The following is a 21,162-nucleotide window of genomic DNA, read 5'->3' on the forward strand; positions in this document are numbered from 1 at the left end:
GATTTATCTATGTCTAATAAAATGACTGGTTTAGTAAAATGGTTCAACGCAGATAAAGGTTTTGGCTTTATCACCCCTGACGACGGCAGCAAAGATGTATTCGTACATTTCTCTGCAATTCAGAGCGACAACTTCAAAACGCTTGATGAAGGTCAGAAAGTTTCCTTTACCATTGAGAATGGCGCAAAAGGTCCAGCAGCTGGAAACGTTTCTCCACTGTAACCCGCGCTAAATATCAGTGCGGCGTACGATAGCGATGAAGACAATAATCCGAGCAGTTAAGCTGTACTGATAAAAATTAACCCGCACCTGTGCGGGTTTTTTATTTTTAAAGGGTAATGGTACTGAGTTTTATATGGCAGCCTGCCCATACTCCCTTCAAATTCAGCCTCAAAAACTGCTTCGCAATAAATTGAGCATCAATACAGTCCGCAGTTTCTGAAAAGGTTCATCCCTGCTCCCGTTCCCCCTCGCTCATCATCGCCAGAAACCGTTTCACCGTCCGCGAGCGTTCAAAGCGCCGCCAGCAGAGTGCGATATCGGTATAAAGCGCCGGCGCGCTCAGCGCGTGATAGGTGACATTCGGCGGAGAAATAGCGGCCATCGATTTCGGCACCAGCGCGAACCCGCCGCCAGCGGAGACCATGCTCAGAGAAGAGGAAAGTTGTGAAGATTGCAGCGTGTGTTGCATATCGACTCCGGCCCGCTCGCAGCTGCCGTAAACGCGGTCATACAGCCCCGGCGCGACCTCCTGGGGGAACAGCACCACCGGTGTATCCCGAAGCTGCTCTAACGCCAGCGAATCGCACGCAGCCAGAGGATGATCGCGATGCAGCGCCACCACCATCGGCTCCCGGTCGAGGATTTTTAGCTCGAACACCTTGCTGCTTTCGCACGGCAGGCGCACAAAGGCGATATCCAGTTCACCCTCCGCCAGCATTGTCGTCAGCGAAGACATATTGGCTTCCACCTGGTGAACCTGCACCGCAATGTTCTGCACCTGAAACTGACGAATCAGCGCGAAAATTTTGGGATGAAAGGCGTCGGAGCTGGTGATGCCAATCGACAGGCTGCCGTTCAGGCCGCGCGCGATGCCCCGGGCTTTCTCCAGCGCAGCGTCGCTCAGCGCCAGGATCTTACAGGCGTCCTCATAGAAGGCTTCTCCCGCCTCGGTCAGCTCCACGCCCCGCGTCAGGCGCCTGAACAGCGGTGTGCCCACTTCCTCCTCAAGCCGTTTAATCTGCTGGCTCAGTGGAGGCTGTGAAATACCCAGCGCTTTGGCCGCCCTGGTGAAGTGTCGCTCGCGTGCAACCGCGACAAAATAGCGCAGATAACGAAGTTCCATATCAAAAACGTCTCAAACCAGCATGGATTCTATATTGGAACTCTCTGCTGAATCGGGTCAACATTTATTTAACCTTTATAAATAAAGTTGAAGAGGACGGGCATGATGATGCATTCATCTGCATGCGACTGTGAGGCGAGTTTATGCGAGACCCTGCGTGGGTTCTCGGCTCAGCATCCTGACAGCGTGATCTATCAGACATCGCTAATGAGCGCCCTGCTAAGCGGCGTCTACGAAGGGGAGACGACGATCGCCGACCTGCTGGCACACGGTGATTTTGGTCTCGGCACCTTTAACGAGCTGGACGGTGAAATGATTGCCTTCAGCAGCCAGGTGTACCAGCTGCGCGCCGACGGCAGCGCCCGCGCCGCTAAGCCGGAGCAAAAAACGCCGTTCGCGGTGATGACCTGGTTCCAGCCGCAGTACCGCAAAACCTTTAACGGTCCGGTCAGCCGTCAGCAGATCCACGACGTGATCGACCAGCAGATCCCCTCCGATAACCTGTTCTGCGCGCTGCGCATCGATGGCAACTTCCGCCATGCGCATACCCGCACCGTTCCGCGCCAGACGCCGCCGTACCGGGCAATGACCGACGTGCTGGACGACCAGCCGGTGTTCCGCTTTAACCAGCGCGAGGGCGTTCTGGTCGGGTTCCGCACCCCGCAGCATATGCAGGGCATCAACGTGGCGGGCTATCACGAGCACTTTATCACCGACGACCGTCAGGGCGGGGGACATCTGCTCGACTATCAGCTGGAGAGCGGCGTGCTCACCTTCGGCGAAATCCACAAGCTGATGATTGACCTGCCCGCCGACAGCGCGTTTTTACAGGCCAACCTGCACCCCAGCAACCTTGATGCGGCTATCCGCGCCGTCGAAAACTAACAGGAGAACTACCGTGAACAGTGAGAAACAGTCACGTCAGTGGGCGCACGGCGCCGATATGGTTGTCGGCCAGCTGGAAGCGCAGGGTGTGAAGCAGGTGTTCGGGATCCCGGGCGCAAAAATCGACAAGGTCTTTGACTCCCTGCTGGACTCCTCCATCGAGATTATCCCGGTGCGTCACGAGGCCAACGCGGCGTTTATGGCGGCAGCGGTAGGGCGGTTAACCGGCAAGGCCGGAGTCGCGCTGGTCACCTCCGGGCCGGGCTGCTCCAATCTGATCACCGGCATCGCCACCGCCAACAGCGAAGGCGACCCGGTCGTCGCGCTGGGCGGGGCGGTGAAGCGGGCGGATAAAGCCAAGCTGGTGCACCAGAGCATGGACACTGTCGCCATGTTCAGCCCGGTGACCAAATACGCCGTCGAAGTCAATTCGCCTGACGCGATTGCCGAGGTGGTGTCCAACGCGTTTCGCGCTGCCGAGCAGGGCAGGCCGGGCGGGGCGTTTGTCAGCCTGCCGCAGGATATTGTCGACCAGCCCACCACGGGGGCGATTTTACCCGCCAGCGGCCCGGCGCTGATGGGCCCGGCACCGGAGTCCGCCATTAACGACGTGGCGAAGCTTATCGAGAACGCCAAAAACCCGGTCATTTTACTCGGCCTGATGGCCAGCCAGCCCGCGAACAGCGCCGCGCTGCGCACGCTGCTGGAGAAAAGCCGCATTCCGGTCACCAGCACTTATCAGGCCGCCGGGGCGGTGAATCAGGAACACTTCACCCGCTTCGCCGGGCGCGTCGGCCTGTTCAACAACCAGGCCGGAGATCGGTTGCTGCATCTGGCGGATCTGATTATCTGCATCGGCTACAGCCCGGTGGAATACGAGCCGTCCATGTGGAACAGCGGCGACGCGACGCTGGTGCACATTGACGTGCTGCCCGCCTATGAGGAGCGCAAGTATGTTCCTGACCTGGAACTGGTCGGGGATATTGCCGCCACGCTGAATCTGCTTGCCAGCCGAATCGAGCACAAACTTGAACTCAGCCAGCGCGCCTCGGAAATTCTTGTCGATCGCCAGCATCAGCGTGACCTCCTCGACCGTCGCGGCGCATCGCTAAACCAGTTTGCCCTGCATCCGCTGCGCATCGTGCGCGCCATGCAGGACATCGTGAATAACGACGTAACGCTCACCGTCGATATGGGCAGCTTCCACATCTGGATCGCCCGCTACCTCTACAGCTTCCGCGCGCGTCAGGTGATGATCTCCAACGGTCAGCAGACCATGGGCGTGGCGCTGCCGTGGGCGATTGGCGCGTGGCTGGTCAACCCGGGGCGCAAGGTGGTGTCGGTCTCCGGGGACGGCGGATTTTTGCAGTCGAGCATGGAGCTGGAAACCGCCGTGCGCCTCAATGCCAACGTGCTGCACATCATCTGGGTGGATAACGCCTACAACATGGTGGCGATCCAGGAAGAGAAAAAATACCAGCGTCTCTCCGGCGTGGAGTTTGGCCCGGTCGATTTCAAAGCCTATGCCGACGCCTTCGGTGCGAAAGGCTTTGCCGTCGAGAGCGCCGACGCGCTCGAACCGACGCTGCGTGCCGCAATGGATGTCGATGGCCCGGCCGTGGTGGCCATTCCCGTCGACTACAGCGATAACCCGCTGCTGATGGGCCAGCTCCATCTCAGCCAGATTTTGTGAATCAATATAAGGACAGAGAAATGCAAAAAGTGGCTCTCGTAACCGGCTCCGGCCAGGGGATTGGCAAAGCGATCGCGCTTCGCCTGGTGAAGGACGGCTTTGCCGTCGCTATTGCGGATTACAACGAAGAGACGGCGAAAGCGGTCGCGGATGAGATCACCCGCAACGGCGGGAAAGCCGTCGCCGTGAAGGTGGACGTCTCTGACCGCGACCAGGTGTTTGCGGCGGTGGAAAAAGCCCGCACTGCGCTGGGTGGCTTCAACGTCATCGTCAATAACGCCGGGGTGGCGCCGTCCACGCCAATCGAATCCATCACGCCGGAAATTGTCGACAAGGTTTACAACATCAACGTGAAAGGGGTGATCTGGGGCATTCAGGCCGCGATTGACGCGTTCCGCAAAGAGGGGCACGGCGGTAAAATCATCAACGCCTGCTCCCAGGCGGGCCATACCGGCAACCCGGAACTGGCGGTGTACAGCTCCAGCAAGTTCGCGGTGCGTGGCTTAACCCAGACCGCCGCGCGGGATCTCGCGCCGCTGGGGATCACCGTTAACGCCTATTGCCCGGGCATCGTCAAAACGCCGATGTGGGCGGAGATCGACCGTCAGGTCTCCGAGGCGGCGGGTAAACCGCTCGGCTACGGAACGGAAACCTTTGCCAAACGCATCACGCTTGGCCGTTTGTCCGAACCGGAAGATGTGGCCGCCTGCGTCTCTTACCTCGCCGGACCAGACTCCGACTACATGACCGGTCAGTCACTGCTGATTGATGGTGGGATGGTGTTCAACTAAATTCTAATAAGCTCTGACATGAACTTTCCCCTGCTCCCGTGCAGGGGCTTTTTTTTGTCTCCTCAGCCATTGTGCATTACACTGCGCGCTGCAAAACTTTAGTCTTAAGATCTGACAGGCGGTAACAGCGATGAACGGTACAATCACAACGTGGTTTAAAGATAAAGGCTTCGGATTTATCAAAGATGAAAACGGCGACAACCGCTATTTTCACGTGATTAAGGTCGCCAACCCTGATCTGATTAAGAAAGATGCGGCGGTGACCTTCGAACCCACCACAAACACCAAAGGCCTTTCCGCGTATGCGGTGAAGGTGATCCCGGAGAGCAAGCATCTTTATATCGCGGGCGAGCGCGTGAAGCTCACCTCGATCAAATCCTTCGTGGTGTTCAGCGAAGAAGAGCCCGTTGAGACCAAAATCGACAAAGAGAACGCGGTGCTGTCGGTGGGGCTACTGATGAACAGCATCAAGCCGAAAAGTGAGAAAAAGCCGGGCGAGATGCGCACGGTGAAGAAGCTGGCGATCACCACCTTCCAGAACACGACGATGATCTTCACCGAAGATGAAATCGACATCGACGCGACGGTTAAGCTGCTGAAGTAATTTTATGCCGGGTGGCGGCTACGCGTTACCCGGCCTGCACGTTCTTCCTTTTCGACCGCTTTTTAACCTGCTATAACAAACTCCTTACCTTGCAGGGAGTCACCGCCGTGCCCGAAATCAATCAACATGGTCAAACCGTTAACGATATCGTCCCCGACTGGAAATGTGCCCGAGCGCTAACTCGCACGCCGCTAACCGGCCAGTATTGTCGTCTGGAACCGTTGGACGCAGAACGCCACGCGGCGGATCTGTTTGAAGCTTACGCACTGGGCGATGACAGCGACTGGACGTGGCTTGCCAGCACCCAGCCTGTGAGCGTTGAGGCTACTGCGCACTGGGTGCTCGGAAAGGTGCTGGATGACGACCTGGTGCCCTTTGCCGTTATCGATCTGCGCACCGAAAAGGCGGTAGGGCTGGTGAGCTATATGGCGATTGAACGCTTTCTGGGATCGGTGGAAATTGGCCACGTCACCTGGTCGCGCAAGATGAAAGGCACCCGCGTGGGTACCGAAGCGGTGTGGCTGCTGCTGAAAAATGCCTTTGAGCATAAGTACCGTCGGCTGGAGTGGAAATGCGATTCGATGAACACCGCCTCACGCAGCGCGGCGGAGCGGCTGGGGTTTGTCTGGGAAGGGCGCCTGCGCCAGAGGCTGGTGCGTAAAGGGCGCAACCGCGACAGCGACATGCTCTCTATTATTGACGGCGAGTGGCCGCAAAGGGACGCGGCGTTGCGCGCGTGGCTGGCGGCGGAGAATTTTGACGCCCAGGGGCGGCAGATTAAGCGGCTTGAAGCATTTCGGCAATAATTTCCCCTCACCCTAACCCTCTCCCAGAGGGAGAGGGGACGATGACACCCTCTCCCTCTGGGAGAGGGCCGGGGTGAGAGGAGAAGTTCGCACTCAGCGGCGAACCGGCGCCCCATCCGCCACATAATACGCCGCCGTGCTCTTCGCCAGCGGCTCGCGCCCGCGAATGGCGTCGGCAATCTTCTCACCAATCATGATGGTGGTGGCGTTCAGGTTGCCGGTAATAATCTGCGGCATGATCGACGCATCCACCACGCGTAATCCTTCCAGCCCGTGAACGCGGCCTTCACCGTCAACCACCGCCATCTCGTCATAGCCCATCTTGCAGGTGCCGCACGGATGGAAGGCGGTTTCGGCGTGGTTACGCACGAACTCGTCCAGCTGTTCGTCGGTCTGGCATTCGACGCCCGGGCTGATTTCGCGCCCACGGTATTTGTCCAGCGCCGGCTGGTGCATGATCTCACGGGTGATGCGGATCGCGTCGCGGAACTCCTGCCAGTCCTGCTCGTGGGACATATAGTTGAACAGGATCGCCGGATGCTGGTGCGGATCGCGCGACTGAATGCGCACGTGTCCACGGCTCGGGGAGCGCATGGAGCCGACGTGGCACTGGAAGCCGTGTTCTTTCACCGCGTTCGAGCCGTTGTAGTTAATCGCTACCGGCAGGAAGTGATACTGAATATTCGGCCACTCGAACTCCTCGCGGCTGCGGATAAACCCGCCCGCTTCGAAGTGGTTGCTCGCACCCACGCCTGTGCCGCCAAACAGCCACTCCGCGCCAATCTTCGGCTGGTTCCACCACTGCAGGGCAGGGTAGAGGGAAACGGGCTCTTTGCATTCATACTGAAGGTACATCTCCAGGTGATCCTGCAAGTTTTCCCCCACGCCGGGTAAATCATGTACCAGCGGGATATCAAACTGCTTCAGCAGTTCAGCGTTGCCCACGCCGGAGCGCTGGAGGATCTGCGGTGACGCAATAGCGCCCGCGCACAGCAGTACCTCTTTCTTCGCTGTCGCTTTTGACGGAATGGTGCTTTCGCCTTCCAGCCACTCGACGCCCACCGCGCGCTTGCCGTCAAAGATAATGTGATCGGTCATGGCGTGGGTGCGGATGGTCAGATTCGGGCGCGGTTTGGCCTGATCCAGATAGCCGCGCGCGGTGCTGGCGCGTCGGCCCTGCGGCGTGACCGTGCGATCCATCGGGCCAAAGCCTTCCTGCTGATAGCCGTTGAGATCGTCGGTGCGCGGGTAGCCCGCCTGCACGCCTGCCTCCACCATCGCTTCAAACAGCGGGTTCACGCCCGGCTTAGAGGTGGTGACGCTCACCGGACCGTCACCGCCGTGGTAGTCGTTCGGCCCCACGTCGCGGGTCTCTGCCTTGCGGTAGTAGGGCAGGCAGTTGAGATAGCTCCAGTGCTCCAGACCCGGTTCTTTCGCCCAGTTGTCCAGATCCATTGCGTTGCCGCGCACGTAGCACATGCCGTTGATCAGCGACGAGCCGCCCAGCCCTTTTCCGCGTCCGCACTCCATGCGGCGGTTGTTCATGAAAGGCTCTGGCTCGGTTTCATACGCCCAGTTGTAGCGCTTGCCCTGCAACGGGAAGGCCAGCGCGGCAGGCATCTGGGTGCGGAAGTCAAAGCGGTAGTCCGGCCCGCCCGCCTCAAGCAGCAGGACGGTGGTGTTCGGATCTTCAGTCAGTCGTGTTGCCAGAACGTTGCCGGCAGAGCCGGCCCCGATAATGATGTAGTCAAATTGCAAATAAACCTCCCGGTTAAAATATGGACTGGAATTTACCCATCTCAACCTGGATGGACTTCACCTGGGTGTAACTCTGAAGCGTCATGACGCCGTTCTCGCGGCCAATGCCGGAGTGTTTGTAGCCGCCCACCGGCATCTCCGCGGCGGATTCGCCCCAGGTGTTGATCCAGCAGATGCCCGCTTCGAGCTGATGAATAGCGCCGTGGGCGCGGTTCAGATCCGCGGTGACAATGCCCGCCGCCAGACCGTAGTCGGTGTCATTGGCGCGACGAATGGCCTCTTCGTCAGTGTCATAGGAAAGAATGGACATCACCGGGCCGAAGATCTCTTCGCGCACGATGGTCATTTCGTCGGTGCAGTCGGTGAACACGGTCGGGGCAACCCACGCGCCGTTATCAAAGCCGTCACCCTTCATCACGTCACCGCCGCACAGCACGCGCGCACCTTCCTCTTTGCCTTTGGCGATGTAGCGCATCACGCTGTCGCGGTGCGGGAAGCTGACCATCGGGCCGAAGTTAGTGTTTTCATCGAACAGGTCGCCCGCGCGGATGCGGCCCACGCGCTCAACGATTTTTTGCTCAAACGCGGCTTTGAACTTCGCGGGCACGAACACGCGGGTGCCGTTGGTGCACACCTGACCGGAGCTGAAGAAGTTGGCCATCATGGCGATATCTGCCGCGAGATCCAGATCCGCATCGTCAAACACTATCAGCGGGGATTTACCGCCCAGCTCCATCGTCACCTCTTTCAGGGACGAGGCCGCCGAGTTTGCCATCACCTTTTTGCCGCTGGCGACGCCGCCGGTAAAGGAGACTTTGGCGATGCCCGGATGCTCGGTCAGGTACTGGCCGGTTTCCGCGCCCACACCCGGCAGAACGTTAAACACGCCGTCCGGCACGCCCGCTTCGGTGTAGATTTCCGCCAGTTTCAGGGCGGTAAGCGGCGTTACTTCGCTCGGCTTGAAGATCATCGCGTTGCCCGCCGCCAGCGCCGGGGCGGATTTCCACAGGGCGATCTGGATCGGATAGTTCCACGCGCCGATGCCCGCCACCACGCCCAGCGGCTCGCGGCGGGTGTAGACGAAGGAGGTCTCGCGCAGCGGGATCTGGCTGCCTTCCAGTGCCGGGATCAGCCCCGCGTAGTACTCGAGCACGTCCGCGCCGGTGACGATGTCGACGGTCGAGGTTTCAGAAAACGCTTTACCGGTGTCGAGGGTTTCCAGCTTTGCCAGCGCGTCGTTGCGCTCGCGCAGGATATCGACGGCGCGACGCAGGATGCGTGAGCGCTCCATGGCGGTCATCGCCGCCCAGATTTTTTGCCCGCGCTGTGCGCTATCCACGGCGCGGTCCACGTCTTCACGCCCGGCGGCCTGCACGCTCGCCAGAACTTCACCGTTCGCCGGGTTGATGGTCTCGAAGGTGCGACCGCTAGTGGCGGATGTATAACCACCATTGATATAAAGCTGCTGTTCTGCCATTCGGGACATGCTTCCTCCTCGGTTATTCGGTCGGTAAATGCTGGCTGATAAAGTGGCTGGTAAGCGACTGGGCCAGGGTTTTATCCAGCGGTTTGCCGCTGAGCGCGGCGCGCAGCCACAGCCCGTCAATCAGTGCGGCGAGCCCGTAGCCAGCCTCTTCAGCCTGTTCACGCGGCAGTTCGCGGCGGAATTCGTATACCAGATTTGAGAGCAACCGGCGGCTGCTGACCTGCTGCAAACGATAGAGCATCGGCTGATGCATGCTGCTGGCCCAGAAGGCCAGCCAGGCCTTCATCGCCGCGCCGCTGACCTGGGTTTCATCAAAATTGCCGCCGACAATCGCCTGCAAACGCTGCTCTGCACTGCCGTCCGGCAGGGCGCGTAAACGGCTTAATACCGCATCGCGTAACTGACCGGTGATGTCGCGCATGGTTGCTTCCAGCAGACCGTTTTTATCTTTGAAATAGTGGCTGATGATCCCCGTGGACACGCCCGCCCGACGGGCGATTTGCGCGATGGTTGCGTCATGCATTCCCACTTCATTAATTGCTTCCAGCGTGGCATCGATGAGCTGCCTGCGCCGGATCGGCTGCATCCCCACTTTGGGCATTTTTGCCACTCCATTCATCAGCGTTGGTAATCTATTAAAGCGGTTTTTGATTGGACGTTCAATATAAAATGTGTCTTAATTGTTGCGATTTTGGATTTTAATAGTTACAAAAACAGTGGGGATACTGGATGACAGACCTTTCACAAGACAGAGAAAAAGACAAAATCAACCCGGTCGTTTTTTTTACGTCCGCCGGGCTGATTTTGTTGTTTTCCCTGACGACCATCTTCTTTCGTGATTTTTCTGCCGAGTGGATTGGGCGCACCCTGAACTGGGTGTCGAAGACCTTCGGCTGGTACTACCTTCTGGCGGCGACGCTCTATATCGTCTTCGTCGTCTGCATTGCCTGCTCGCGTTTCGGTTCGGTGAAGCTTGGGCCGGAGCAGTCCAAGCCCGAGTTCAGCCTGCTGAGTTGGGCCGCGATGCTGTTTGCCGCGGGCATTGGCATCGACCTGATGTTCTTCTCCGTGGCGGAACCGGTCACGCAATATATGCAGCCGCCGGAAGGGGCAGGGCAGACGATGGAGGCCGCGCGTCAGGCGATGGTCTGGACGCTGTTCCACTACGGCCTGACGGGCTGGTCAATGTATGCCCTGATGGGCATGGCGCTCGGATACTTTAGCTATCGTTATAATTTGCCCCTTACCATCCGCTCCGCGCTGTACCCGATTTTCGGGAAAAAGATCAACGGCCCGATTGGCCACAGCGTCGATATCGCGGCGGTGATCGGCACCATCTTCGGCATCGCCACCACGCTCGGGATTGGCGTAGTGCAGCTTAACTACGGGCTGAGCGTGCTGTTTGACATCCCGGATTCGATGGCGGCGAAGGCGGCGCTAATTGCGCTGTCGGTGATCATCGCTACCATCTCGGTGACCTCCGGCGTGGATAAAGGTATTCGCGTGCTCTCCGAGCTGAACGTCGCGCTGGCGCTGGGGCTGATCCTGTTCGTGCTGTTTATGGGCGACACCTCATTCCTGCTCAACGCCTTAGTGCTCAACGTAGGTGATTACGTGAACCGCTTTATGGGCATGACGCTGAACAGCTTCGCCTTTGACCGCCCGGTGGAGTGGATGAACAACTGGACGCTCTTCTTCTGGGCGTGGTGGGTGGCCTGGTCGCCGTTTGTCGGCCTGTTCCTGGCGCGAATTTCGCGTGGGCGCACCATCCGTCAGTTCGTGATGGGCACGCTGATCATCCCGTTCACCTTCACCCTGCTGTGGCTGTCGATTTTCGGCAACAGCGCGCTGCATGAGATCATCCACGGCAACGCAACCTTTGCCCAGGAAGCGATGGTGCACCCGGAGCGCGGCTTCTACAGCCTGCTGGCGCAGTACCCGGCGTTTACCTTTAGCGCGTCCGTAGCAACCATTACCGGCCTGTTGTTCTACGTCACCTCGGCGGACTCCGGCGCGCTGGTGCTGGGGAACTTCACTTCGAAGCTTAAAGACATCAACAGCGATGCGCCGAACTGGCTGCGCATCTTCTGGTCCGTCGCCATCGGCCTGCTGACGCTCGGGATGCTGATGACCAACGGTATCTCTGCGTTGCAGAACACCACGGTGATCATGGGCCTGCCGTTCAGCTTCGTGATCTTCTTCGTGATGGCCGGGCTGTATAAATCGCTTAAGGTGGAAGACTACCGCCGCGTCAGCGCCAGCCGCGACACCGCCCCGCGGCCGATGGGCGCGCAGGACAGGTTGAGCTGGAAGAAACGCCTGTCGCGCCTGATGAACTACCCGGGCACGCGCTACACCAGCCAGATGATGGAGACGGTCTGCTTCCCGGCGATGGAAGAGGTGGCGCAGGAGCTGAAGCTGCGTGGCGCCTACGTGGAGCTGAAAAACCTGCCACCTGAAGAGGGCGAAACCCTGGGGCACCTGGATCTGCTGGTGCACATGGGCGACGAGCAGAACTTTGTTTATCAGATCTGGCCGCAGCAGTATTCGGTGCCAGGATTCACCTACCGGGCGCGCAGCGGGAAGTCGACCTACTACCGGCTGGAGACCTTCCTGCTGGAAGGGAGCCAGGGGAATGATTTGATGGATTACAGCAAGGAGCAGGTAATTACGGATATTCTGGACCAGTATGAACGGCACCTGAACTTTATCCATCTCCACAGGGAAGCGCCGGGGAATAGCGTGATGTTCCCGGATGTCTAAACGGATTCTTAAAATACCTTCAGACTGTATGTAAATACAGTTATTTGGCGCAGCATTACTCAAGGAAGAGTAACCATGCAGCAAGAGCCTGATGCTGAAGCATTCGGGCTTTTGCTGCGTTTAGGGAAGGAACTATGGATGAGTCATGCGATAGAGTTTATCGAAACATCACTCTTTACCCGACAGATTAAAAGCATTGCTACGGATGATGAATTAAAGGATCTGCAAAAGGTGATCTATTTCATTATGGCCTATCCAAAATGCATAAAGGACAGCCTGACAGAGACAGAGAAAGCAGAACTTAAAAAGCTGACTTCCATTCTGAAAAATACTGCTTCCAGTGCCGTAAATTTGAGGTGTACTATGTACCCTAATCAGGCAGGTGGAGGCTGATAATGAGTATTTTTAATGAATTAAAATCTTCGCTTGAAGAGGCCGTTGAGATCCATAACGGAAGAAAAGCCGCTTCCCGGGTAACCCGCTATGAAGTTGCTGATGTGCGCGCCATCAGAGAGCAGCTCAATATCACGCAAAGCGAAATGGCGAAGGCGCTTGGCACGAGCGTCGATACGATAAAGAGCTGGGAGTCTAAACGTCGCAACCCAACCGGGCTGGCGGCGAAGGTACTTAATGTGATTCGGGAGAATCCTGCATTTTATAAGGCACTTGCCGGGCAGTGAGTCGCCCTTATGCCGGGTGGCGCTGCGCTTACCCGGCCTACAAAACTCCAAAACTGCTTTACCGTAGGCCTGATAAGCGAAGCGCCATCAGGCTCTCCCTCCGTTGACACAACTTTAATGATAATTATTTTCATTTAAATATAGCCTGTGCTATACCTTATAGCACGGGCTAATTTTGCTTTTAATTTAATCACCTCAGGAGACTTCTGCGATGCATCCACGGCAAGGATTGAAGCGTCTGTTGCTCGGCGCGCTGCTTATGACCGCGACCACAACCGGCGCGCTGGCGGCTGAAAAGTTCCAGGTCATCACCACTTTTACCGTTATCGCTGATATGGCGAAAAACGTAGCGGGGGATGCCGCAGAGGTCACCTCCATCACCAAACCGGGCGCGGAAATTCACGAATACCAGCCCACCCCGGGCGATATCAAACGCGCGCAGAAGGCGCAGCTGATCCTGGCGAACGGCATGAATCTGGAGCTGTGGTTCCAGCGCTTTTATCAGCATCTGAACGGCGTGCCGGAGGTGATTGTTACCAAAGGCATCACCCCGATGGGCATCAGCGAAGGGCCCTATAACGGCAAGCCCAACCCGCACGCGTGGATGTCGCCGGACAACGCCCTGATTTACGTCGATAACATCCGCGACGCGCTGGTGAAGTACGATCCGGCCAACGCGCAGACCTATCAGCGTAACGCCGACGCCTACAAGCAGAAGATCACCGCCACTCTCGAACCGCTGCGTAAGCAGGTCACGGCGATCCCGGAAGACAAGCGATGGATGGTGACCAGCGAAGGGGCGTTCTCCTATCTGGCGCGGGATTTGGGCCTGAAAGAGCTGTACCTGTGGCCGATCAACGCCGATCAGCAGGGCACGCCGCAGCAGGTGCGCAAGGTTATCGATCTGGTGAAAAAACATCACATTCCGGCGGTGTTCAGCGAAAGCACCGTCTCGGATAAGCCCGCTCGTCAGGTGGCGCGGGAAACCGGCGCCCATTACGGCGGCGTGCTGTACGTCGACTCTCTGAGTGCAGAAAACGGCCCGGTGCCGACCTATATCGATCTGCTGAACGTCACCACCCGCACGCTGGTGCAGGGCATCCGCGACGGGATGAAGGAGTAACCATGCAGAAGGGGATTGTTGTAACCGACGTGACCGTGACCTACCGCAACGGCCACACGGCGCTGCGCGACGCGTCGTTCAGCGTGCCGGGCGGATCGATTGCCGCCCTGGTGGGGGTTAACGGTTCCGGCAAGTCCACGCTGTTTAAGGCGGTGATGGGCTTTGTGCGGGCGGCGAGCGGCACTATCTCCATTCTTGGGCTTCCGCCTCACCGGGCGCTGCGCCTGAACCTGGTCGCCTACGTGCCGCAGTCGGAAGAGGTCGACTGGTCATTTCCGGTGCTGGTCGAGGACGTGGTGATGATGGGCCGCTACGGGCATATGGGGTTTCTGCGTCGACCTAAAGAGCGCGACAGGCAGATTGTAACCGACGCCCTGAAGCGCGTGGATATGCTTGAGCTGCGTCATCGGCAGATTGGCGAGCTCTCCGGCGGCCAAAAGAAGCGCGTGTTTCTGGCGCGGGCGATTGCCCAGCAGGGCGAGGTGATCCTGCTCGACGAGCCGTTTACCGGCGTGGACGTCAAAACCGAAGCCAGGATCATCAGCCTGCTGCGGGAGCTGCGCGACGAGGGTAAAACGATGCTGGTTTCGACCCACAATCTGGGCTCGGTCACGGAATTCTGCGATTACACGGTGATGGTCAAAGGCACCGTGCTGGCGAGCGGCCCGACGGATATCACCTTTACCGCCGAGAATCTTGAGCGCGCCTTTAGCGGCGTGCTGCGCCACGTGGTGCTCAGCGGCTCGGAAGATCGCATTATTACCGACGACGAACGCCCCTTCGTCACGCACCGACAGGAGGCCAAATGAACGCGCTTCTCGAACCCTTTGGCTACGAGTACATGCTCAACGCGATGTGGGTCTCGGCGATGGTGGGCGGGCTGTGCGCGTTTCTCTCCTGCTATCTGATGCTCAAAGGCTGGTCGCTGATCGGCGATGCGCTGTCGCACTCCATCGTGCCGGGCGTAGCGGGCGCTTACATGCTCGGACTGCCGTTCTCGCTGGGGGCGTTTTTATCGGGCGGGCTGGCGGCGGGCAGCATGCTGTTTCTCAACCAGCGCAGCCGCCTGAAGGAGGACGCCATTATCGGGCTGATCTTCTCCTCGTTTTTCGGGCTGGGGCTGTTTATGGTCTCACTCAACCCGACCTCGGTGAACATTCAGACCATCGTCCTCGGCAATATTCTCGCCATCGCCCCGGAAGATATCGTTCAGCTGGCGATTATCGGCGTGGTGTCGATAGTTATCCTGCTGTTCAAATGGAAAGATCTGATGGTGACCTTTTTTGATGAGAACCACGCCCGCGCCATCGGTCTGCGCCCGGAACGTCAGAAAATTCTCTTCTTTACGCTACTGGCGGTCTCTACCGTGGCGGCGCTGCAAACCGTCGGCGCATTTCTGGTGATCTGTCTGGTGGTTACGCCCGGTGCGACCGCCTGGCTGCTGACCGATCGCTTCCCGCGCCTGTTGATGATTGCCGTCGCCATTGGCAGCATCACCAGCTTCCTCGGTGCGTGGGCCAGCTATTACCTGGACGGCGCCACCGGCGGCATTATCGTGGTCGCCCAGACGCTGCTGTTCCTGCTGGCGTTCGTCTTTGCGCCGAAGCACGGGCTGCTTGCCAGCCGCCGTCGGGCGCGGGAGGCACATCCATGATGACGCTGATCCTCGAACCGTTCCATTTTGCGTTTATGAACAACGCGCTGCTGATTTCACTCCTGGTGGCCGTGCCCTGCGCGCTGCTGTCGGTTTTTCTGGTGCTGAAAGGCTGGGCGCTGATGGGCGACGCCATGAGCCACGCGGTGTTTCCCGGCGTCGTGCTGGCCTGGATGATGGGCCTGCCGCTGGCGCTGGGCGCATTCGTGGCTGGTCTGTTCTGCGCGGTCGCCACCGGATACCTGAAGGATAACAGCCGAATCAAGCAAGATACGGTTATGGGGATCGTCTTTTCCGGCATGTTCGGCGCCGGGCTGATCCTCTATATCGCCGTCAAACCTGAGGTGCATCTCGACCACATTCTGTTCGGCGATATGCTGGGCATTAACGGGATGGACATTTTGCAAAGCGGTCTCGTCGCGGGGTTGATTGCGCTGGTGATTGGCCTGAAGTGGCGCGATTTTCTGCTGTTCTGCTTTGACTATCAGCAGGCGCAGGCGAGCGGCCTGCGCACCCGCTGGCTGCACTACGGCTTACTGTGCATGGTTTCGCTGACCATCGTGGCGACGCTGAAAGCGGTGGGTATAATTCTGTCGATTTCGCTGCTGATTGCCCCCGGCGCGGTGGCGGTGCTGATTACCCGACGCTTTCACATGGCGCTGCTGGTGGCGGTCGCCGTTTCAGCGCTGGTTTCGGTAAGCGGCGTGTATGCCTCGTTTTATCTCGACAGCGCGCCCGCGCCGACCATTGTGGTCCTGTTCGCGTTGGTGTTTATCGTGACGTTTGTGTTGACCAGCGTGAAGGCACGTCGGCAGGAGCGTGTGACAGCAGGGTGATGACCTGTTCGCCGTGCTGCTGCCAGTGAAGGGTGAAGGCAGTGCCTTCCTCAAAGCCTGCAAGATGACGGGTCAATGCCAGCATAAGCGTCCTGTCGTCGAGCAGGGTAACGCGGGCGCTGTCAAAACCCATCCAGGCCTGCACCTGCGGAAAGAGGGCCTTGAACAGGCTCTCTTTGGCGCTGAACGCCAGCGTCAGGGCGAGGGCGAACGGGTATCCCGAGCGGGAAAGCACAGGTTCTTCCTGCATATCAATAATGCCGTCTTTGATTTCCCAGGCTTCGTTTTCGGAAAGGATCGTTTCACAATCGATGCCGATAAGCGCAGGGTATTGCGTGACGACGGCCATCGCCTGCGTGCCGCTGTGGGTGATGCTGCCGGAAATACCTTGCGGCCAGAGCGGTTCGCCGCTGGGTCCGATGCCGGGGATTACGCGCTCGTTTAGCGCATGCGCCGCGGCGATGCGGCCTGCCAGGTGGTCGGATTTGCGCTTGCGTCCGGCGTCAGCCAGCTGTGCGTGATGGGGCAGCCAGAGGAGATCGGCGTCGGTGAAGGTGGTGGGGTCGAAAGTGATGCGGTGAAGGGTGTGGCCGGCGAGAGAAAATGTGCTGTGGGTTGTGTGCATGGTTTTCCCTTCAGTATTGTGCGGCCTGATGCCCTCACCCCGGCCCTCTCCCAAAGGGCTGAGGGTTCCCCACAAATTAATGCGAGCACTGAGCAATCCCCTCGCCCCTCCGGGGAGAGGGTTAGGGTGAGGGGAACATACGGCGGTGGTGGTCATTCCGTTCACTTTATGTTCCTTGCTACTCTGTAACGACATGACCGGTGAACGTGCCAGGGTGGCTCAGTCGCCACCACCCTGGCGACCCGGGCTCCCGGCGGTAAATCGCCGCTTCGCGGTGCCCTCGGCTTATTCCTTCCGGCTTATCGGGTACGGGCGGAGGCAACGTCCCTGTAAAGCCGCCCTCTCGGCGCATCCCTGCGCCTCGCCCCGGCCTGCAGGAAACGCCTCAGCGATTTACAGCCGGACCAGGGCATCGCTGACAGCCCTCAGTCATTTAGAAAGCAACTTTATTGCTTCTGCATAAAAAAATTACTGGGGATCCCTCAGTCCACAGGGAGAGGGGGAAGTCACTGCCTGTATCAGAACCTCGTATTCACGCTCATGTACCAGGTGCGACCCGGCTCATTATACGTATACGCACCCGCACCGTACATATACGCACCCGTCGTGGTATTACCCGTGGTCTGGGCGTTACCGGCGCGCCACTGGCGCTTGTCGAAGACGTTGTCCACGCCGCCGGTCAGGCTGACGTTTTTCGTCATGTCCCAGGTCGCGCTCAGGCCAACGATGCTGTACGGGCTGACTTCGTCTTTCTCAGACCCGGTCACCGGCTGACCTTTGTAGTTGTACTTCTTCGGCTGCTGCTTGCCGTACCAGGTGAAGGTCGACTGCAATGAGACATCCTGACGTACCTGCCAGCTCAGGGTAGAGTTCAGCGTATACTCCGGGATGATCGACAGACGATCGCCGGTCTCCTTGTTCTTGCTTTGCAGCATGTAGGTGATGTTGTTGGTCCAGTTGATGGTGTCGCTGACCGGCACGTTCAGGGAGCCTTCCAGACCTTCCACTACCGCCTTCGGTACGTTTTCCCACTGGTAGATATCGGTGGTGACTTTGCCGGTGGACGTCTGGCCAATCGGCGCGTAGCCCGCTTCAATCTTGTTGCGATAGTCGTTGCGGAACCAGGTCACGCCCGCCAGCCAGCCGTCGCGTTTCCACTCCAGGCCAATCTCTTTGTTGATGCTGGTTTCCGCTTTCAGATCGTCGTTACCCATCATGTAGCAGCCCACGCCGTCGGAGCTGGCGTAGCAGCCCTGGCCTTTACTGTACAGCAGGTAGTTCGGGTTGGTCTGATACAGGCTTGGCGCTTTATAGGCGCGCGCGATGCCCATCTTCAGGGTGAAGTCATCCCCCAGACCTTGCGACAGGTTCAGGGACGGGCTCCAGTTATTGCCGACAATAGTGTGGTGATCGAAGCGCAGGGCAGGGGTCAGCATGGTGCTGTCGGTCAGCTCCATGTTGTTTTCGGCGAACAGGGAGAAGATCTCCGCTGACGTGTAGGGGCTACGGTCTTCGCTCATGCCCGGGATGGTGCCGCCCTGCTGGGTTTGCGTGAAGGAGGTCGAGTCCTTCATGCGCTGCTGGTTCCACTCGGTGCCGAGCGTCAGGTTCTGGTTCACAATGAAATCAATCGGCAGGTTGATTTCGCTGTGCAGCATCACGTCGGACAGATCGGTGTCGGTGAATTTATTGCTGTTGAACAGACCTTCAGTACCGCCCGCCAGTCCTTCACCCAGACGGGAGTTGCGGGTGTGCTCGTACTGCGCCCAGTTGCTGGTGGTAATGCCGTTATCCCAGCCGCCGTTCCAGGTCACGGCGAAGTTCTGGCGATAAATACGGTTCGTCTCTTTACCGTAGTTCTTCTTCACCAGCGCGTTGTCGTTGTTGGTGTTCTGCGTGTCGCCCGCATACAGGTTGTTCTGGCGGCTGTAGCCCGCTTCAAACTCCAGCGACTGCATTGGTGCGAAGTCCCAGCGCACCACGCCGTTGATGTCTTTGTTTTCCACACCTTCACGGCCTGCGGGCAGGGTGTTGGCGTAGGCACCGGTACGTTCAGACTGGTGACCCTGGTTGATGTCCCACGCATCGGCCTGGGTTTTGTCCAGGTTACCGAACATGCGGAAGCTGAAGTCGCCGCCCAGCGGGCCGCTCAGGCTGAAGTTGGTGCGTTTAGTCGAACCTTCGTCCTTATGTTCTGGCGCGTTCAGGTAGGTGTTCCAGGAGCCGTGCCACTGGTCGTCGAATTTTTTGGTGATGATGTTCACCACGCCGCCCGCCGCGCCGTTACCGTAGCGTGCAGCGGCCGGGCCACGGATCACTTCGATGCGCTCGATCATCTCCGGCGGGACCCAGCCGGTATCGCCGCGGGTGTCACGCTCGCCGCGCCAGCCCAGACGGATGGAGTTGCGGCTGGTGACCGGCTTGCCGTCGATCAGGATCAGGGTGTTTTCCGGGCCCATGCCGCGAATGTCAATCTGGCGGTTGTTCCCGCGCTGGCCGCTGGTGGAGTTGCCGGTCAGGTTAACGCCCGGCATGGTGCGGATGATTTCCGCCACGTCGCGCGCGGGCGGGTTTTTGCGGATCTCGTCGGCGGTGATGGTCGACACGCCCGGCGCCTGCAAATTCTGCTCGGCGGCGGTGATCACCATGGTGTCTTCGTGCTGCGCGGAGGCGGTGTTGTCGTCTGCCATGGCGGGCAGCGCGACACCATAAATCCCTAAATTGACCAGCAAGGCCAGAGAGTGAATCTTCTTATTCATTGTACGTCCCGCTTTTATGGTTATTTAATGAGCGCGCTTCCCACAGCGCGGGCATTACGCTATTGCAAATGCAAATAGTTATCAATAATATTATCAATAAAATTTGCTCTGAAACAAAAAAGACTGTTAAACATGGGGTTATAAGGGTGACGGCGTTAACAACCGGAAGTGAAGCGTGGTGGCAGGCGAAAAACGGGCCGGAACGGGAACGTCATCAGGAAAACTATCGCGTGACATTCTGGTGGCGGGACCCGGCGGGAACGCAGAAAACGTCGACGATTAAACGCGTCTGGCTCTACGTCACCGGCGTGACCGATCACCATCAAAATGCCCGTCCGCAGTCCCTTGAACGTATCCCGGATACCGACGTCTGGCAGTGGCAGGGCGAGTTCAGCCCCGAATGGCGCGGCAGCTACTGTTTTATCCCCTCCGACAATGAAGATGATTTTGCCAGCGCAGTGTTTGAAGGCGAGCAGCCGGACCGCATGGCGCTGCGCGAAGGCTGGCGCAAACTGCTGCCGCACGCGGTTTCCGATCCGCTGAATGCCCAGAGCTGGCGCGGCGGGCGCGGGCACGCCGTCTCGGCGCTGGAGATGCCGGAGGCGCCCGTACAGCCCGGCTGGAATCATCCCGATACGCCCTATAAAAAGCCTGTCTGCATTGAGTGGCACAGCGCGCGTCTGAAGAACCATCGCCGCGTGTGGATTTTTACCACCGGGGATGAAAGCCCCGAGCGCCCGCTGGCGGTGCTGCTTGACGGGCAGTTCTGGGCCGAAAGCATGCCCGTCTGGCCTGCGCTGGCGTCGCTCACCCATGAAGGCAAACTGCCGCCTGCGGTTTATGTCTTAATCGACGTCATTGACACCGCACACCGCAGCCGCGAGCTGCCGTGCAACCCTGATTTCTGGCTGGCGGTGCAGGACGAACTCCTCCCGCAGGTGAAAAGCATGGCCCCGTTCAGCGACCGCGCCGACCATACCGTGGTGGCGGGCCAAAGCTTCGGCGGGCTCTCTTCCCTCTATGCGGGCCTCAACTGGCCGCAGCGTTTTGGCTGCATCCTCAGCCAGTCCGGATCCTACTGGTGGCCGCACCGCGGCGCGCAGCAGGACGGGCTGCTCATTGAACAACTCAAAGCGGGTGAAAAAACCGCTCGCGGGCTGCGCATCGTGCTTGAGGCCGGGCGCAACGAGCCGCTTATCTTACGCGCAAACCAGGCGATCCTCGCCGAACTACACACTCAGCAACCGGTTTTCTGGCGTCAGGTTGACGGCGGACACGATGCGCTTTGCTGGCGCGGTGGGCTGACACAGGGGCTGATGACCCTCTGGCAGCCGCTTATTCAATAACGGAGTCT

Annotated in this window: 20 protein-coding genes; 14 read left to right on the forward strand and 6 right to left on the reverse strand. The window is 58.8% G+C overall.

Features of this window, described 5'->3' with window-relative positions; translation table 11 throughout:
* The first annotated feature begins 9 nt into the window (after positions 1-9).
* Positions 10-222, forward strand: coding sequence for a transcription antiterminator/RNA stability regulator CspE (gene cspE, locus ACQG0S_RS05665; RefSeq protein ID WP_022647355.1), 213 nt, complete (start codon positions 10-12; stop codon positions 220-222).
* A 226-nt stretch (positions 223-448) separates the two neighbouring features.
* On the opposite strand, the gene ACQG0S_RS05670 is transcribed toward cspE, so the two are convergent.
* Positions 449-1,345 carry a LysR family transcriptional regulator gene (locus ACQG0S_RS05670; RefSeq protein WP_048966881.1) on the reverse strand — a complete coding sequence of 299 codons (897 nt, stop codon included), beginning with the start codon at positions 1,343-1,345 and terminating at the stop codon, positions 449-451.
* A 105-nt stretch (positions 1,346-1,450) separates the two neighbouring features.
* Here ACQG0S_RS05670 and budA point away from each other — a divergent pair, with 105 nt between their 5' ends.
* From budA to ACQG0S_RS05695, 5 genes are all read left to right on the forward strand, one after another.
* A complete protein-coding gene (gene budA, locus ACQG0S_RS05675; protein WP_088581799.1) occupies positions 1,451-2,230 on the forward strand; it encodes an acetolactate decarboxylase in 780 nt (259 codons plus the stop codon).
* Positions 2,202-3,923: an acetolactate synthase AlsS gene (gene alsS, locus ACQG0S_RS05680; protein ID WP_152811382.1), complete on the forward strand. Its 1,722-nt coding sequence runs from the start codon at positions 2,202-2,204 to the stop codon at positions 3,921-3,923. The genes budA and alsS overlap by 29 nt, the downstream gene beginning before the upstream one ends.
* A 20-nt stretch (positions 3,924-3,943) precedes the next feature.
* A complete protein-coding gene (locus ACQG0S_RS05685; protein ID WP_022647359.1) occupies positions 3,944-4,714 on the forward strand; it encodes a (S)-acetoin forming diacetyl reductase in 771 nt (256 codons plus the stop codon).
* Between the two features lie 130 nt (positions 4,715-4,844).
* Positions 4,845-5,318 carry a cold-shock protein gene (locus tag ACQG0S_RS05690; RefSeq protein ID WP_022647360.1) on the forward strand — a complete coding sequence of 158 codons (474 nt, stop codon included), beginning with the start codon at positions 4,845-4,847 and terminating at the stop codon, positions 5,316-5,318.
* A 107-nt stretch (positions 5,319-5,425) separates the two neighbouring features.
* The gene (locus ACQG0S_RS05695; protein WP_048966886.1) at positions 5,426-6,124 is read left to right on the forward strand and encodes a GNAT family N-acetyltransferase; all 699 of its coding nucleotides are present in this window, start codon (positions 5,426-5,428) and stop codon (positions 6,122-6,124) included.
* Positions 6,125-6,217: 93 nt separating this feature from the next.
* On the opposite strand, the gene betA is transcribed toward ACQG0S_RS05695, so the two are convergent.
* From betA to betI, 3 genes are read right to left on the reverse strand one after another with little or no spacing between them, the layout of a single operon-like run.
* On the reverse strand, positions 6,218-7,882 hold the full coding sequence (gene betA / locus ACQG0S_RS05700; RefSeq protein WP_048966882.1) for a choline dehydrogenase: 1,665 nt from the start codon (positions 7,880-7,882) through the stop codon (positions 6,218-6,220).
* Positions 7,883-7,895: 13 nt separating this feature from the next.
* Positions 7,896-9,368 carry a betaine-aldehyde dehydrogenase gene (gene betB, locus ACQG0S_RS05705; RefSeq protein WP_048966883.1) on the reverse strand — a complete coding sequence of 491 codons (1,473 nt, stop codon included), beginning with the start codon at positions 9,366-9,368 and terminating at the stop codon, positions 7,896-7,898.
* A gap of 13 nt (positions 9,369-9,381) precedes the next feature.
* Positions 9,382-9,969 carry a transcriptional regulator BetI gene (gene betI, locus ACQG0S_RS05710; protein ID WP_023299544.1) on the reverse strand — a complete coding sequence of 196 codons (588 nt, stop codon included), beginning with the start codon at positions 9,967-9,969 and terminating at the stop codon, positions 9,382-9,384.
* Positions 9,970-10,097: 128 nt separating this feature from the next.
* On the opposite strand from betI, the gene betT reads away from it, so the two are divergent.
* The 7 genes from betT to ACQG0S_RS05745 all read left to right on the forward strand — a co-directional run bounded on the left by betT (position 10,098) and on the right by ACQG0S_RS05745 (position 16,424).
* Positions 10,098-12,131: a choline BCCT transporter BetT gene (gene betT, locus ACQG0S_RS05715; protein ID WP_022647365.1), complete on the forward strand. Its 2,034-nt coding sequence runs from the start codon at positions 10,098-10,100 to the stop codon at positions 12,129-12,131.
* Positions 12,132-12,269: 138 nt separating this feature from the next.
* On the forward strand, positions 12,270-12,524 hold the full coding sequence (locus ACQG0S_RS05720; protein ID WP_032621825.1) for a hypothetical protein: 255 nt from the start codon (positions 12,270-12,272) through the stop codon (positions 12,522-12,524).
* A gap of 2 nt (positions 12,525-12,526) precedes the next feature.
* Positions 12,527-12,811, forward strand: a complete 285-nt coding sequence (gene nadS / locus ACQG0S_RS05725; protein WP_003858821.1) for a NadS family protein — start codon at positions 12,527-12,529, stop codon at positions 12,809-12,811.
* A 211-nt stretch (positions 12,812-13,022) separates the two neighbouring features.
* Entirely contained in the window at positions 13,023-13,934 is a 912-nt protein-coding gene (sitA, locus tag ACQG0S_RS05730; protein WP_032624705.1) for an iron/manganese ABC transporter substrate-binding protein SitA, read from the forward strand.
* A 2-nt stretch (positions 13,935-13,936) separates the two neighbouring features.
* The gene (gene sitB, locus ACQG0S_RS05735) at positions 13,937-14,743 is read left to right on the forward strand and encodes an iron/manganese ABC transporter ATP-binding protein SitB (RefSeq protein ID WP_023299548.1); all 807 of its coding nucleotides are present in this window, start codon (positions 13,937-13,939) and stop codon (positions 14,741-14,743) included.
* Entirely contained in the window at positions 14,740-15,588 is an 849-nt protein-coding gene (gene sitC / locus ACQG0S_RS05740; RefSeq protein WP_063137873.1) for an iron/manganese ABC transporter permease subunit SitC, read from the forward strand. Before sitB ends, sitC begins: the two co-directional genes overlap by 4 nt.
* Entirely contained in the window at positions 15,585-16,424 is an 840-nt protein-coding gene (locus ACQG0S_RS05745; protein WP_063139125.1) for a metal ABC transporter permease, read from the forward strand. Before sitC ends, ACQG0S_RS05745 begins: the two co-directional genes overlap by 4 nt.
* Here ACQG0S_RS05745 and entD read toward each other — a convergent pair.
* Positions 16,360-17,049 carry an enterobactin synthase subunit EntD gene (gene entD / locus ACQG0S_RS05750; RefSeq protein WP_155025043.1) on the reverse strand — a complete coding sequence of 230 codons (690 nt, stop codon included), beginning with the start codon at positions 17,047-17,049 and terminating at the stop codon, positions 16,360-16,362. The two genes, ACQG0S_RS05745 and entD, sit on opposite strands and share 65 nt — an antisense overlap.
* A 518-nt stretch (positions 17,050-17,567) precedes the next feature.
* Positions 17,568-19,808: a TonB-dependent siderophore receptor gene (locus tag ACQG0S_RS05755; RefSeq protein ID WP_046618946.1), complete on the reverse strand. Its 2,241-nt coding sequence runs from the start codon at positions 19,806-19,808 to the stop codon at positions 17,568-17,570.
* A gap of 146 nt (positions 19,809-19,954) precedes the next feature.
* Between ACQG0S_RS05755 and fes the strand changes: the two genes are divergently transcribed.
* A complete protein-coding gene (gene fes / locus ACQG0S_RS05760) occupies positions 19,955-21,154 on the forward strand; it encodes an enterochelin esterase (RefSeq protein ID WP_038415624.1) in 1,200 nt (399 codons plus the stop codon).
* The last annotated feature ends 8 nt before the right edge of the window (positions 21,155-21,162 follow it).

Origin of the sequence: Enterobacter cloacae complex sp. 418I7 (assembly GCF_050030705.1) — a bacterium.
Lineage (GTDB): Bacteria > Pseudomonadota > Gammaproteobacteria > Enterobacterales > Enterobacteriaceae > Enterobacter > Enterobacter intestinihominis.